General features: G+C 46.3%; 15 protein-coding genes and 1 pseudogene. 3 read left to right on the forward strand and 13 right to left on the reverse strand.

The annotated features are described in order from the left end of the window. Positions 1-12 precede the first annotated feature (12 nt). Positions 13-1,536, forward strand: coding sequence for a conjugal transfer protein TraG N-terminal domain-containing protein (locus HP572_RS10670; RefSeq protein WP_240585602.1), 1,524 nt, complete (start codon positions 13-15; stop codon positions 1,534-1,536). A gap of 6 nt (positions 1,537-1,542) precedes the next feature. Here HP572_RS10670 and HP572_RS10675 read toward each other — a convergent pair whose 3' ends face one another. The 3 genes from HP572_RS10675 to HP572_RS10685 all read right to left on the reverse strand — a co-directional run bounded on the left by HP572_RS10675 (position 1,543) and on the right by HP572_RS10685 (position 3,387). Then, positions 1,543-1,902 carry a DUF3742 family protein gene (locus HP572_RS10675; protein WP_371745329.1) on the reverse strand — a complete coding sequence of 120 codons (360 nt, stop codon included), beginning with the start codon at positions 1,900-1,902 and terminating at the stop codon, positions 1,543-1,545. A gap of 191 nt (positions 1,903-2,093) precedes the next feature. After that, a complete protein-coding gene (locus tag HP572_RS10680) occupies positions 2,094-2,669 on the reverse strand; it encodes a hypothetical protein (RefSeq protein WP_152413512.1) in 576 nt (191 codons plus the stop codon). Between the two features lies 1 nt (position 2,670). Next, positions 2,671-3,387, reverse strand: a complete 717-nt coding sequence (locus tag HP572_RS10685) for a hypothetical protein (RefSeq protein ID WP_005967010.1) — start codon at positions 3,385-3,387, stop codon at positions 2,671-2,673. A 364-nt stretch (positions 3,388-3,751) separates the two neighbouring features. Between HP572_RS10685 and mobH the strand changes: the two genes are divergently transcribed. Then, positions 3,752-5,542, forward strand: coding sequence for a MobH family relaxase (gene mobH / locus HP572_RS10690; protein ID WP_240585603.1), 1,791 nt, complete (start codon positions 3,752-3,754; stop codon positions 5,540-5,542). 256 nt (positions 5,543-5,798) lie between these two features. Here the strand turns inward: mobH and HP572_RS10695 are convergent, their stop codons facing one another. From HP572_RS10695 to HP572_RS10725, 7 genes and pseudogenes are all read right to left on the reverse strand, one after another. Then, on the reverse strand, positions 5,799-6,146 hold the full coding sequence (locus tag HP572_RS10695; RefSeq protein WP_005967016.1) for a carboxymuconolactone decarboxylase family protein: 348 nt from the start codon (positions 6,144-6,146) through the stop codon (positions 5,799-5,801). A 51-nt stretch (positions 6,147-6,197) separates the two neighbouring features. Beyond that, positions 6,198-6,404, reverse strand: coding sequence for a hypothetical protein (locus HP572_RS10700; protein WP_240585604.1), 207 nt, complete (start codon positions 6,402-6,404; stop codon positions 6,198-6,200). A gap of 139 nt (positions 6,405-6,543) precedes the next feature. Then, on the reverse strand, positions 6,544-6,753 hold the full coding sequence (locus HP572_RS10705) for a TetR/AcrR family transcriptional regulator (RefSeq protein WP_240585605.1): 210 nt from the start codon (positions 6,751-6,753) through the stop codon (positions 6,544-6,546). Positions 6,754-7,498: 745 nt separating this feature from the next. Further along, complete coding sequence (locus tag HP572_RS10710; protein ID WP_240585606.1) at positions 7,499-8,047, reverse strand: cysteine hydrolase family protein; 549 nt, start codon at positions 8,045-8,047, stop codon at positions 7,499-7,501. A gap of 312 nt (positions 8,048-8,359) precedes the next feature. Beyond that, positions 8,360-8,660: pseudogene (locus tag HP572_RS10715) on the reverse strand (ArsR/SmtB family transcription factor). Between the two features lie 36 nt (positions 8,661-8,696). Next, positions 8,697-9,677, reverse strand: coding sequence for a cation diffusion facilitator family transporter (locus tag HP572_RS10720; RefSeq protein ID WP_240585607.1), 981 nt, complete (start codon positions 9,675-9,677; stop codon positions 8,697-8,699). 231 nt (positions 9,678-9,908) lie between these two features. Next, positions 9,909-10,901 carry a GlxA family transcriptional regulator gene (locus HP572_RS10725; RefSeq protein WP_240585608.1) on the reverse strand — a complete coding sequence of 331 codons (993 nt, stop codon included), beginning with the start codon at positions 10,899-10,901 and terminating at the stop codon, positions 9,909-9,911. Between the two features lie 102 nt (positions 10,902-11,003). On the opposite strand from HP572_RS10725, the gene HP572_RS10730 reads away from it, so the two are divergent. Further along, complete coding sequence (locus HP572_RS10730; protein ID WP_240585609.1) at positions 11,004-11,441, forward strand: OsmC family protein; 438 nt, start codon at positions 11,004-11,006, stop codon at positions 11,439-11,441. Positions 11,442-11,568: 127 nt separating this feature from the next. Here HP572_RS10730 and HP572_RS10735 read toward each other — a convergent pair whose 3' ends face one another. The 3 genes from HP572_RS10735 to HP572_RS10745 all read right to left on the reverse strand — a co-directional run bounded on the left by HP572_RS10735 (position 11,569) and on the right by HP572_RS10745 (position 14,764). Continuing rightward, positions 11,569-12,069, reverse strand: a complete 501-nt coding sequence (locus HP572_RS10735) for a carbohydrate porin (RefSeq protein ID WP_240585610.1) — start codon at positions 12,067-12,069, stop codon at positions 11,569-11,571. A 451-nt stretch (positions 12,070-12,520) separates the two neighbouring features. After that, the gene (locus tag HP572_RS10740; RefSeq protein WP_240585611.1) at positions 12,521-13,414 is read right to left on the reverse strand and encodes an MBL fold metallo-hydrolase; all 894 of its coding nucleotides are present in this window, start codon (positions 13,412-13,414) and stop codon (positions 12,521-12,523) included. Between the two features lie 654 nt (positions 13,415-14,068). Further along, a complete protein-coding gene (locus tag HP572_RS10745) occupies positions 14,069-14,764 on the reverse strand; it encodes a DsbA family oxidoreductase (protein ID WP_240585612.1) in 696 nt (231 codons plus the stop codon). Between the last annotated feature and the right edge of the window lie 102 nt (positions 14,765-14,866).

Genomic DNA, 14,866 nt, shown 5'->3' on the forward strand with positions numbered 1-14,866 from the left:
GGGAATATGACCATGACGCTTTTCACCACCGATTATCTGGAGTATTACCTGACTCTGGTGAGCTGGGTCGTCCACAACGGCATTTGGGCTGTACTGGTTTCCAGCGGTGTGTTCGTCCTCCCCTTCGTGGCCATCATCATCGACGAGTGGCTGAGATCCCGTACCGAGGGTGCCGACGAAGGCAACAAGGGCGTACTGTCTTCAATGCGCATTGAAAACCGGGTCTGGGTGGCGATCGTGGTGGTGATGTTCGCCGGTATTCCGTTCATTGATGTTGACCTCAACACACTCAGGTACGATCAGGCGCGTTCGGCACAGTGCCAGATCAGCGTGCCCCAGCCCGAAGACACGGGCTGGTCGCAATCCTTCAGCACCCTCAACAACCAGAGTGCAAAAGTGCCAATATGGTGGGCCTTCATGCATGCGCTCTCACGCGCGATCACGGGTGCCTCGGTGGCGACTATCCCATGCGGCACCGACCTGCGACAAATGTGGATGGAGATCAATGCCACCCGTATTGATGATCCCCTACTGGCTCAGGAAGTCGCAGACTTTACCCACGACTGCTACGGCCCTGCACGCGCCAAACTGTTCATGAGCCGTCCTGATCTTGATGAAGCACAAATGCACGACGTGACCTGGATCGGCTCGACCTATTTTGTCAGCACCGGCGGCTTCTATGACACCTACCGCGCCAAGACACCACGTGAGGGCTGGGCTTACGACAGCAATCGTGACGCTGGACTGGCTCAGGTGCCAAGCGGTGCGGGCTACCCAAGTTGCCGACAGTGGTGGAGTGATGGTGGCAACGGTTTACGCGCACGCCTGCTGGCACAGGTCGATCCCAGTCTACTCAGTCGCATCGCCAACTGGGCGGGATTCATCAGCCGAGCAGAGGTAGATGACTCCGTCATCAGGGCGCTTGCTTCTCCCCGCCAGCAAAAACTCAACCAAGGCAATGTCTACACAGACTATGGCGGTCAAATCGACAAAACCTTACCGAATATCGTCACACGTGCTGCAGGAGACATCGGCATGACCATTGGAGGGATCGCCGCATTCCCGGCATTGGACGTCGTACGCCAGGCACTGCCGATGGTGCTTGCACTACTGAAGATGGCGCTGGTGATCTGTATCCCTCTGGTGCTCCTGGTCGGCACCTACGACCTGAAGACCGTTGTCACGCTCAGCATCGTGCAATTTGCGCTGTTCTTTGTGGATTTCTGGTTCCAGCTTGCACGCTGGCTCGACAGTACGATCCTCGATGCGCTTTACGGATGGGGATGGGGCTGGAATCGGCCGCATAACAATGTTGATCCGCTTGTAGGCATGCACAATACCTTCGGCGACATGTTGCTGAACTTCGTTATGGGCTCGATGTTCATTGTACTACCCACATTCTGGATCATGGCGTTGGCTTGGGCAGGCATCCGCGCCGGCAATGTTCTTCAAGGGCTTGCGGGAGCGACCAGTGATGTCAAAACAGCAGGAGGCAAAGGGGGTGGCATGGCACTTAAATCCGTATCGAAAAAATAAGCTCTTTTAATCGTCGTCAATATGCGGATCAATACGAAAGCCATCGTAGGTATACAGCCCGAATCCTGCAGGGCCGTTACGCCACTCTGGCTTTGGAGGCTCATCGCCGAACCCAGCAGCATTAGCCATCGGGGCAGCAGCGACAACAAAAATAAGCAAGAGAGCCAACCAGAATGCCACATAAAGCAATAGTCCCAGAAGAGCCAGTTTGATAATCCACAGCAGAGTAAACACACCCTTCGCAGACATTCCCTGATCGACAAGCCAGCATGATATCTGTTGCTCACAACGCACATAGCCACGCCAGCCTTTGCCAAGCCAACGGCCAAAGCGTTCTGCAATACTGTTATGGCTCGTGCTATTCATGGTCATCATTTGCCTGCATCACCTGTTTGTACCGAAAGCCCACCTTACAGCGATTGATACGCGATGTGGTTATAGAAATCGCCTTGTCTACTTAGCTTAGAGCAGAAATACCATACATCAAATATCTAGTTTTTCGGGGGGGAGAAAAACACTCGGCAGCGGGCAGTTTCAAGAATGGCTTTTGAATGGAATTACTCTGTCCAAGGAATACGCCAGGTACTGCCATCTCGTTCGTTTGTGTAGAGCTTCCCACCATGCCCACGCTCATCAGTCCGGAAACATTTTTTGTCGCCGTCGCACGTGGTCCATGTTAGACGGGAATTTTTGATCTGCTCATTAAGAGATGACAGTTCTGTTCGGCGTTGCTGAATCTCGTCTAACGAAGGCACCAAAAATAAAATAGATGCGATAAAAATCAGCATCATTACAATCTGTGGACCCAGAATATAAAGCCAGTTCTTAAATTTGAGATTTTCTGCCGCTTCCTGGTACTGCTCTGTTGCTATTTTAGCTGCATCATTTGCCTGCCGAAACTTGGCACTCAGTAGCTCCGCAGCCCGGTTGGCAGTTGTTTCCGCTGAATCAGCTATCTTGTGGGAAACACCTTTTTCCAAAGTTTGAAGGTGGATGCTCATACTTTTAACAAAAGATTCCAAAGTCGCCGTTGCTTCCCTGGCTTTCTCACCATCGCACTCCGCTGCCTCCCTCAACTTTTTAGCCGCGTCAAAGAACAACTGGACATCATGATCTGTCAGGCGTCTATCCATGTTATCTCCCATAGCTCCGTCCTAGCTCCTTTTGCAGCTCTTTTTTCTTAAGCCCCGTTTCCAATGCTTTTTCCATCTTCAATTCCTGATATTGCCTATACGCCATCCATTTTTGATAGGACATGTTCAGCGCCATCAAATCCTCCAGCGCAACAAATTCTATGCCACCACCAGAACCCACAATCACAATCAGCGCACCCGCACCGGTTTCCCCCGCGCCCTGAAACCAGCGCACAAGCTTCAGATAGTCTTTCTCCAATGCATCCCGCTCATCGTTCTTCGACGAAACCGCGTCATCCGCCACGGATTCAATGAACCTCTCCAGAGCAAATGGCTGTTTCGCAGGTTTTTCTGTCTCGAATACATCAAGATAAGGAGAAAAGAATGCTTCAACACCTTTCAGAGCAGAGGGTGCCGTTTCCACATACCAGTGAACTCTGCGAGAGATACTCAGCATTTCCGGCGAACCTTCTATAGCCGGTAACAGATTCTTGTACCGAGAGAGTTCTTTTTTAGAGTAGTTCCCCTGTGCTTTGAACTCGATAAGACGTAACGTGCCTGGAAAATCGAGCAGAACATCACCTAGCGCCTTATCTTCCGGAGTCTGCTGCAACAAACTGACAGCACTCGGAAGGTATCCGGATTTAAGACGTCCTCCTATGGAAACACCCAATCCATAAAGAAAATTACCAATCACCACGTTTTCATAAAGTTTCACGTTCGTCCTTCCACTGCTCAATAACCATGTAACATCCATTTCCCATACATCTTATCTGAAAATATCTTTTACCATGAAGCACTCTGCCTCATTACCCCATACATTATTTATTTTTATCAGAAGCATGATCGTTAGAGCCACGCGAAGCCCCATTGACACCTCTGAGACACAAGACCTTCATATAACCATCCATTTCCCAACACAAAAAGAATTCCCCCCTACCGCATTGATACTCGATGGCACAGACAAACAGCGCTATATCAAAAGGCTCCAACAAGGGCAAAACAGGTAATGGAATGGGTTAAGGGGAAAGGCTCTACCCAGAAAAGGAAAAGGCCCGTGACCCCGCACCTGAGGCACCACAATGTTTACTCTGTTCCAGCGAAAAAAGCCCACGCCAGCCCAGCCAGATCTTGTCATGCCAGAAAAAGGGCTATTCCAGCCAGAACCCGCTGCGTCCTTGCTGGACACGCCTCGTCGGCAAAAGCTGCTGGAACATATCTGGCAACGCACCTCACTCTCTCGCAAGCAATTCATCACACTTTACCGCAGACCTCTGGAGCGCTACACAGAGTTGGTACAGTTGTTTCCCGCCTCGGAAACGCATCATCATGCTTACCATGGCGGCATGCTCGATCACGGACTTGAGATCGTCGCCTTTGCATTGAAACTGCGACAATCCCACCTGCTGCCGGCAGGCACACCTCCGGAAGATCAAGCCACGCAATCAGAAGCCTGGACAGCAGCCATCGCTTATGCAGCCCTGCTCCACGACATCGGCAAGATCGCCGTTGATCTGCACATTGAGCACGAGGATGGCAGCCTCTGGCACCCCTGGCATGGACCGCTGAAACAGCCCTACCGCTTTCGCTACCGGGATGACCGTGAATACCGCCTGCACGGAGCCGCCACTGGCTTGCTCTACCGGCAAATACTCGATGGCCACATCCTCGACTGGCTTAGCAGCTACCCTGTCCTCTGGACTTCGCTGCTGTATGTGCTCGCTGGCCAATACGAACACGCCGGCATGCTGGGCGAACTCGTCATCCAGGCCGATCGCGCTTCAGTGGCTCAGGAACTGGGCGGAAATCCCAACCGCGTCATCCTGGCGGCCCCCAAGCAGGCGCTACAGCGCAAGCTACTTGACGGGTTGCGTTACCTGCTCAAGGAAGAATTGAAAATCAACCAGCCCCAGGCTTCGGATGGCTGGCTGACAGAGGATACGCTTTGGCTGGTCAGCAAGACCGTCTCTGACAAACTGCGAGCCCATCTGCTGGCACAGGGAATCGAAGGCATTCCATCCAATAACACGGCTGTGTTCAACGTGTTGCAGGAGCATGGCGTACTGCAGCCTACCCTAGATGGCAAGGCAATCTGGAAAGCCACCATCAGCAGCGCATCCGGTTGGTCACACAGTTTCACGCTGCTGAAGCTCTCTCCAGCGCTGATTTGGGAAGCATCCGTGCGCCCGGCTCCCTTCACAGGAAAGGTGACTGTAGACATCAGCCCCGCCGATAGTAACGACTCAATACCTGACACCACTGAACCGGCAGTATCTGCCTCGTCCACCACACCAGGCATTGCAGCATCGCAGGCAGGCACAGCACAACACGATGCCATGGAAGACGTACTTGCCATGCTGATCCCAGCAGAAGCACCTCGCATCGCACCTCCAGACAGCAACGCATCAGATGCTGATGAGCCAGCCTTGACACAGCCCTCGAATACACAATTCAATCCTGAGCCTACCAAACAACCTTCCGCCGATCATTTCATGACCTGGCTGCGAAAAGGGGTTCAATCCCGTAAGATCATCATCAATGATGCAAAGGCTCTGATACATAGCGTGGACAATACGGCTTTTTTGGTCAGCCCTGGCGTTTTCCAGCGCTATGCGCAAGAACACCTGCAAGTCGGTGCGTTTGCCAAACAGGAGAAAATTCAGGACTGGCAGTGGATACAGAAACGCTTTGAACATCTGCAAATCCATCGTAAACAAACCAACGGCCTGAACATCTGGGTCTGCACAATCAGTGGACCACGCAAATCACACCGACTGAACGGCTACCTGTTATCCGATCCAGAGTTGATTTTTGACGAAGCGCTGCCAAATAACCCGTATCTCTCGCTTATATCACCAGCATCAGGCTCGTGATTTGATCGCGAACTATTCCCTTTGTTCGGTGCCGGCGTAAAGTAGCGTTTTCAGTCTTTCTTCTGCGTCGAAAAGGTTCGCGCACTTGAAAGTGGTGATATGAAAATAAGGAATTTAGCACCTAAAGATAAATGCAATGACTTTGCAACTGATTTATATTCACTACAACTTAACATCTACTAAAAAGCAGAGACAGACAAGATATTTCCGTCGCTGCCTTGGAATAAAAAATTTACTAAAATAATCCTAAAGCATATCAACTATTTTTTATTTGCTTGACTGCATCCAGAACTTTAGTCGAATAAGTTAAAGCAGCACCAGCATTCATATTAATCGCCACGCCTAAAGCCTCAGCTATTTCTCCTTCAGACGCGCCTGCTTTAACCGCACTTTCTGAATGAACAGCGATACATCCTTCGCAGCGGGTGGTCACCGCACAAGCGATCGCAATAAGTTCTCGCGTTTTCTCATCAAGGTGCCCTGTTTTTGCACCAGCGCCAGCCAACGTCATTACTCCTTTTAGTGTATCTGGTGAGAGTTTCCCAAGGTCTCCAACTCGCTCAAGCAACCCAGCTCGCATATCTTTCCAATCAGTTACAGCCATATTTAACTCCTAAGTGTCGTCAGTGGATTTATTAGTTTCAAGAGAATATGATCATATCTTCTTGAGATTATCCTGATATATAGAGGTACTTCTTAGTACTCGCGATACAATACTTGTGCCTTCAAATTTACCAATTATTAGCCAAGCAGCTTTAAGTGGTAAAATAGTTGGTGCAAGCTCGCCAGTTCGCTTTGCTGCAAGTAAAATTTTATTCAACCAATTGAGTTGAATATTAAAATAATCTGCGGTTAGTTCCACAATATTTTCTGGCAGATTTCAAGTTCAGAAGAAAGTGCACAACATAAAGAAAGCTCATCGAAACTCTGCCCTTCCCAAAAAAATTTCCATATATGCCTTAAGCCTTTGTGTGAGACTACATTGTTCCCTGAAAATGGACTCAAGACCAAGAGCCAACATCTGTAGGCGATTGCCCCATAACCTCTTCCCCCAGCATTTCTTTAGAGGGAAAGTGATGATGTATGCTGGCCTTACTTATTCCGATTTTTGTTGCAAAATCAGCATAACTAAAGGAGGAGTATCCTTCTTCCTCATCCAGATCATCGATTCTTTTACTAAGTCCTGTTTTGTCAATTTTTTCAGAAACCATAAGTCTATCTACTAGTAGGTAGACTTTACAACCTTAAAAAATTAATCGCAATGCCTTTTTAAAGTATTACTGCAGGCTATCAAATTTTGATTTCATGAAGCCATTTTTCAACAATTCTTGGTGAAAGACCAAGAAGGGTCTGAACGCTTGTGTGCGTGTCGATGGCTAAATCACGAGTTTTGGCTTTGGCTTTGGCTTTGGCTTCACAAGCATCAGCGACTTCCCTGCCATTGCGAAATCCAGCAGTGAAAGAGGAATCGGTGCAGAGCCATGTTTTGATCCAAAAATAGAATGATTCAAGAGTAACAATTCCTCAAAATTAACTAAGGGCCACATCAATATCGCAGTAATGGTGCCCATTTCATTGGTTAATTTTGAAGCTATAGTATAGGAGCGGTAGCCAGAGTGTCATAGCCCGTTGCTGTTATTATGGTGGAATCAGAAAATCTCGCCGTAAGGCAAAAGGTCAGTTTTCGATGAAATCGGGTCATTTATCGATAAAATGTAGATAAATTTCATCACGGATAGGACTACGATCTCATTATGAGAATTCACCGGAAAGGGCTGCACTCACCTAAAATCGGTAAATACGGTTACCGGTTTGACACATGTCGTGAAGAAAACCAGAAATAAGCATAACTAAAACGGCATTGCCTATTCTGACAACGCCGGGAAACAACTGGCGACGCTCCTGTGATAGAGCGAACACCAGCAGGCTGGATGGTATGGAAGGATATAACGCTTGTCAGACGGAAAGGTATGCTTCTGTTGACTTCACGGAACCATATCCAAACTCAAATGCAGCCATCATCGCCGCATGCACATGAGCAGCGGGAACCGTTACGCCGCCGAAGGTGAGGTCAAGCGTGGCACAAGCGTCATGCAATACCGTAACTGGGTAGCCCATATCAGCAGATGCCCGCACACACGCATCTACACACATATGGCTCATCGCACCAACAATGACCACTTCCTCAACCCCATGCGTATCGAGTTGCTGTTTGAGATCTGTTTCACGAAATGCATTAATGTAATTTTTGACAATGACTGGCTCTCCAGCCACCGGAGCCACAGCAGGCTGAATCTCTACCCCTTCAGTGCCCGACACAAACACAGGAACCTCTCCATTAGCAAATTCATGACGAATATGGAAAACAGGCATCCCCTTCTGTCGTGCATCGGCAATCACTCTTGCTGCATTTTCTGCGGCGGCCTCAATCCCTGAAAGAGGCAGTTTGCCGTCCGGTAGATACTCATTCTGAAGATCAATAACGATTAAACCACGTTGTTTCATGATGTTTTCCTGTTTGCGCTTTTAATGAACACTATTATGGCAATAGGGTAACAACCAAAACAGTGGCACTGTCGACATTAAAAGCGCCAAAAACGACAAAACGAATTTTCTCAAGGCTTTTGTTGAAACGGTAATACTGCAGGTTGCTTATTAATGACTGTTAGTTACACACCAGTTTCTGTGTAATACAAATCTGCTGATCAACAACACTTAAATAACGACTAACCCCTTAGAAGGGCATATGACCACTCATCGCTTAATGAGAAATCCGCGGAGAGATCGTAAGTACCACAACGGCGGGCATAAATTCGCTTATTCTTCACCAGAAGGGCACTCATCGATGTGGCTTTCCATATTAACCAGAATACCCCTGACATGATCATCATCAATTTTCGTAAAAAATCTGTTTTGCCTTTCGTTCACCTCTGACCAGTCTTGCCCCTCTGAGCAATCGCAGATGATGGCTGACTAGTGCCTGAGAAATATCAAGCCCCTCGGCAATGTCCCCTACCGCTCTGGGACCTGACAGACAAAAGAAAAGAATCCTTAGTCGAGTGGTATCACCTAGCAGACGGAACGTCTCTGCCAGGATGGTAATATCATGTAATAACATAGATTTATGACGGTTCAAAACTGCCTCTTGTTTTCTTCAGTGCTGGTGTTGCCCATGGTGGTGATGTTCGTGGTGACCACTGACAGAAGCAGGTATCTGGCTAAGACTGCACGATGAGACCTCATCAGTCCAGTCAACAGCAACCGTGACATGCTCAATATTGAATCGAGATTTGAGTGCATCTTCAACCAGTTGCGTCACTTCTGGAATGCTCGCATTCTGTTGTGGTCGGATATGCAGGGTTGCCGCCCTGCGACCAGAGGTGATCACCCAGACATGAATATGGCTAACGGAGGAGATCCCCGCAACAGAATCAGAGATAAATTTATCTATCGCTGCTGGAGTCACATCTTCTGGGGTCCCCTCAAGAAGAATATGCAATGATTTCGTCAACAGTCTCCACGCACTACGTAAAACCAATAATGATACAAGCACAGACAGAATGGGGTCTATTGGCGTCCACCCCGTGAAATGGATAATAATTGCCGCCAGCACCGCCCCTACCGAACCCAGCAGATCCCCCATAACATGGAGCGATGCCCCTTTAATATTAACGTGTTCACTGTCGCCACGAGTCAGGATCCAGAACACAAGCACATTCACGATCAGCCCTGCAATGGCGACCCATAGCATGGGGCCAGCAAGAATTTCCTGAGGATCCTGAAAACGCCTCAAAGCTTCATAACAAATCCAAGCGACAATAAAAAACATAATTATGGCATTAAAGAATCCGGCAATAACTTCAATTCGCAGGAACCCATATGTTCGCTTTGGATCAGCCATACGCCGTCCAAAACGGAATGCGGTATAAGACAGCGCAAGCGCTGCGGCATCGGTCAGCATATGTCCCGCATCAGCAATCAATGCTAGTGAGCCGGACATAACACCACCAATAACCTCAAAAATCATGAAAGAAAAAGTAAAGAAGAAAGACAATAGTACCTTTCGCTCATTTGCACTACTGACAGTGGGTACATGCGAATGGTCGTGGTGCTCATTGGAATGAGAATGTGACATAAAAACCTCCAGCATTTGACATAAACATATAAATACATATTTATATGTTTATGTCAAATGCTGGACCGTTTCTTTTCTTAAAAGGTTTATCTCATCAAGCGACATGTATAGATAATGCTAAAACAAGAACGGAACACTCGTAAACACTGACTAATAGGACTGTCATCCATCAATAAGATAAGCACGGGCAAACTTCCGTCTGATGTGTTGATGCCTTTCTTTCCTTTGTATTCAAAAGGTTTCTCTAGAACCTGCGCTGAAACGACGCCGATATTCGCCGGGTGAAAGCCCCACAATCCGAGTAAATACCTTACGGAAAGCCCCAGGGTCGAGATAACCGACGTCCCATGAAACGCGCTCAATAGATGCAGTCTCAAACTGCAACAATTCCCTAGCCCTACCGACCCGAAGGCGCTGACAATATTCCGTACTCGTCATCCCAGTCGCTTTCTGGAAGCGACGCAGAAATGTTCTCTCTTCAAGACCAGCATGTGCAGCGAGTATAGAGAGTCTGATATCTTTAGCCTGAGTCGCCTGCAACCAATGCTGCACTTTGAGAACAGCAGAATCACCGTGAGTCAGTATTGGAGAAAAAACACTGTAATACCGTTGCTCGCGGCCCGGAGGATCAACTAACAGCATCCGTGCAGTTTCGACCATAATCGTTGGTCCCAGAAGACGGTCAACGAGCCTAAGTCCCATGTCTGTCCACGACATCAGCCCACCCGCAGTGATGATATCCCCATCGTCAATGATCAGTTGATCTGCATCGACAAGCACTGATGGGAAACGTTGTTTTAAGAGATCTGCATATACCCAGTGCGTGGTCATTCGGCGGCCGGCCATAAGGCCCGTTGCGGCCAGTAAAAATGCGCCTGCACACACAGACCCCAGAACCACTCCCTGGGCATGTTGGCTACGAAGCCAATTTGTCATTTCGTCAACTACATCAACATTTACGGGATCAGTAAGTGTCGGTGGAATGACCATTGCAGAAATCACCGAGGTAGCTTCCTCGGAACCAGTATCAAAAACACGCACCGGCTCAGAGGAGATTTCTTTCTGTTGCCAGTGCGATACCCGCAAAATTTTCCCACTATTCTTCTTGCAGGTAGACGAAAACTGGTTTGCAACACAAAACAGATCCGTCAGACCAAGTACTGCCGCCTGCTGAACTCCAGGATAAAGCAACACCCCAATCTCTTCAGTGAACACATCACCCATTGTCGTTATTACCTGTAATTATGTCGATAATGACACTTGTCACCTTAGCATTTCAAGCAGAAGCTAGGTAGTGAAAACTATCACTGTATGAAAGAGGGAATTATGACAACGTTGACACTCGACTGGACGGGTTTAACTCAAGGTTCAGGTATTATCGAATCTGAGGAAATGAAACTTCCCGTAGCTATTCCACAGCACTTTGGCGGCACCGGAAAGGGAGCCAATCCTAAGGATCTGCTGGTGGCATCCGCTGCATCATGTTATTTAATGACTCTTGCAGCCATGTTACAGGGCCACAACATTCCAGCATCCGGTATCACACTTCGTTCAGAATTAACTGGCACACAAAAAACTAACATGAAAATCGTGCATAATGTGGAAATTGCACTCAATGAAGAAACCACACAGGCGCAATTAAAAAGTGCACAGGTACTGGTGGAGGATGCAGACAAATCATGCATGATTGGGAATCTACTGAAAGATGCTGGGGTACACATTGCAGTATCCGGTGACGCAGTAATATCTTCAGGTAACATGTAAGTGATACTGCACCATCTGAAATTTTACGATACGGTATTTTTTCTAAAATAAGGGGCGATTTTATACTAATCGCGCCTTAAAACTGATTCATAGCAATATAATTAGAATAGCACCTCGGTCTGAACACCTACAGTGAACTGATTTTTTTTCTGCTGGGGAAAGCAAAGCGTTCAATATCTTTATCAAAAACATATAGCCAGGTACCGTAAAAGCGCATCTCTGGTCTAGAGTTCAGCATACTAGTCCCCACTTTGAAGGCATGAAAGAGCGTGGTTTGTGTGCCCGATTCAGTATAACTATTTTCGTTGAAGTCCGTATTTTTCTGCTTGAACCAACCCAGTTCAAGCCCAGTCTGGTTGAAAGTATCCCAGATATAAGACGGGCGGATCATTGTCCTTATATTTTCAAAATCAGAATATGCTCCCGCATCTGAGCTGAAAATATCTTTGCTGGCCGATAGCAGCGCTGTACTTTCCATAATGATGTTATCGGTGAGATATATCTCACTCTGTGATATCAGTCTGTAAGAAATACCACTTGTATAACCACCGTAATAGCCCCCATAACCATAAGATGCTGTTACATATGAGTAGTTAGAAAAATTATTGGCTATGGAGTTATTCGCCACCTGTAAAGAAAAATCATTAAAGCCGCCACGAAGTAATTTTTCTTTTAACAGAGTGAGTGAAAATCATGTTTATTTTAAATCATAACACTGCTGTTCATTACTGCCTTTCTTCTGAGTGTCTGTTTTATTAGACGCAAGATACTTACCCGAAAAAATTAATGTTACGCTATCTCCAAGGGATACATAATCAGCATATCTGAAGTTCTAAAAAATTAACTGGTCCGTTTAAGCTGGATGCTTACAACATGAACTCCTTGGGTTGGTTTGATTTCAAATCAGTCTGGAATGAGCCTCCATATTCTTTAAACGAAAAATAGGCATTTCCATCTCTGAAAATGCCTATTGAACAAACGAGTATGCTCAACAGCCGCAGAATATCCACATCTTTATATCAACTACTCATAGGACATAGTTTCGCAGATGAATTTCATTAGCCTTCACATATACTCTGCTAGAACGCCAGTACAGTACCATCCTCAGGAACGCTAACATGAGACTCAATGCCCTTTTCCTTTATAAATTCCCTGAGTTCTTTTCTGTTCTGTCCCATATGATTAATCGCATCCATATGTACTGCAACGATTTTGGCTTTTGGAGCAACATTCACTGCCCGAAGAACATCATCCTTACCCATGATGATCGCTCCATCATAGTCATTTACGCGTGCATAACCGGCATTCAGGACAATAATATCAGGCGAAAATTCTTTAATGGCATTATCAACTTCAGGTTGCCAGATAGTATCACCGACAAGATAGACGGTTTTATATCCCGGAGCCTCGAGAACAATTCCCATAGCTTCTCCAAGGAACTCAGCAAGGGACGGTGAAGAAAACATTTTATCGGTGCCATGCTGCCCACCTGTTTTGCTGAGTTTTACATCACCGAATATAGCTTGCCCATCAAGCACACGAACATCAGTAAACCCCTGTGAACGGATTGTTTTTTGATCGGTTTTATTTTGTACAAACAGGGGTATATCCTTTGGTAATAATTCCTGAGCAGCAGGATCCCAGTGGTCAAGATGAGTATGCGTTACTATTACTGCATCAACCCCTTTCATCACATTCTGCACAGGCAATGGTAACTCTACCAGTGGGTTTCGCAAATGGCTACGGTATGTATTTTCGAACCCAGGATACGCTCCTTTTTTTGCGAACATGGGATCAACAAGGAACGTAATATTTGCATAGGTGAATTTAACGGTTGCATTACGAATCTCTTGCATCTGTAACTGTTTCATTGATTTTTTTGTTGACAGGTTTTTGTCCGATTCAGCGTTAGCTCCAGATACAATGATACTCAGAGCAAAGGCTATTCCACTAGTCAAGGTTGTTATTTTCATAGATGAGATTCTCAGATGTATTGTTCCTGTTATGTAGAAAATCCATCATAACAATCTCCCAGAGAGCTGAAAGTAACATGAATGACAAACTCCGATAATATCAGGCCAATGGTAAATTTTAATTATCGTAAAGGAATTACCCCCCTGAAATTTAGAAAAAAGATATTACTTTTAACATGATAAATTATATAAATTTATTCATTTTAATAAAAATTAAATTGCAAACTGCTTTGTTAAAAAATAGAAATTCTGCTGAATTATAGGTTCGGATCACGCATCATTATGCCGATACAGGCTAAAAAATTAAAAATCACCTAGTGGACAACCAATAACATACCCCTTATCAGTAGAGTTTCTATCGTCTTCTTCCTGGACAGTGATGCCATTCAGTCGTGGTATGGATCTTCAACCCCTGAGTCTATATGGGAAAAGTGAGTTTATTTGTCATACTCAGGCAATAATTTGCTTGCTGCTACAAATATAACCGCATGATTGATGGAAGCTATTCCGTCGTAGCCAATCTCAACATGATCATAATACCAGTTCATTCAGATTCCTTTACTCTCCGTGTTGGCTGTCCACGATGATAAAAGCATGTCTCGGCAGAGTAAAATATGAAAAACGGCGGAGATTCGCCGTTTCGTTCACTTACTATCAGATTTTACAGCTACCCATACTGCATGATGAACTTTCATCCAGTTCGACCATATTTTCCTCCCACACCTGTTGTAGTGCCCTCAAGAAGTGCTCAGTTGGTTGTGCGCCGCTGATAACGTATTTATTGTTGAAAACATACAATGGTACGCCGTTTGCCCCCATGGCATTTGCAGCTTTCTCATCAGTAGCAATGCTCGCTCGCAGAGTAATATCGCTCAGTGCTGCACTAGCCATCTCTGCAGACATGCCAACTTCAGTCGCGAGCTCAATAAGCGTTTTATGGTCAAAAATAGATCGGCCTTCTTCAACACTTGCCTGAAAAAATCGTTCGATCATTTCATCTCCCAGACCGTCACGGCGTGCGGCGGCAACTAGCGTCAGTGCATCTTCTGTATCACCAAAAAGCATAGAGTCAAAAAGATAGTTCAAGCCTTCCAATTTACCCGCTGCCGCAACCTGAGACATCATAATTTCCGCCTGCTGCAGACCACCCAACTTATGCTTTAGTGCTTCTTTATAAGATAGAGGTACCTTGTTGTTTGCAATCCGAAAACTGTGATGCCGGACAATAATCTTGTCCTTGTGCTCAAATGCTGCCAGTCCCTTTTCAAAACGTTTTTTAGCGATCCAGCACCATGGACAGACAAGATCGGACCAGACATCAATTTCAATAGTAGGGTGCAGCTCTTTCATAAATACCTCTGATTAATTAGTAGTACACTGACTGAAAATTTCCTCTGTATTAACAGGAATAGAAAGTTTTAGAGATCACAAACCAGCTAATGGAATAACCAA

Source organism: Pectobacterium sp. PL64 (genome assembly GCF_022477975.1).
Taxonomy (GTDB): domain Bacteria; phylum Pseudomonadota; class Gammaproteobacteria; order Enterobacterales; family Enterobacteriaceae; genus Pectobacterium; species Pectobacterium jejuense.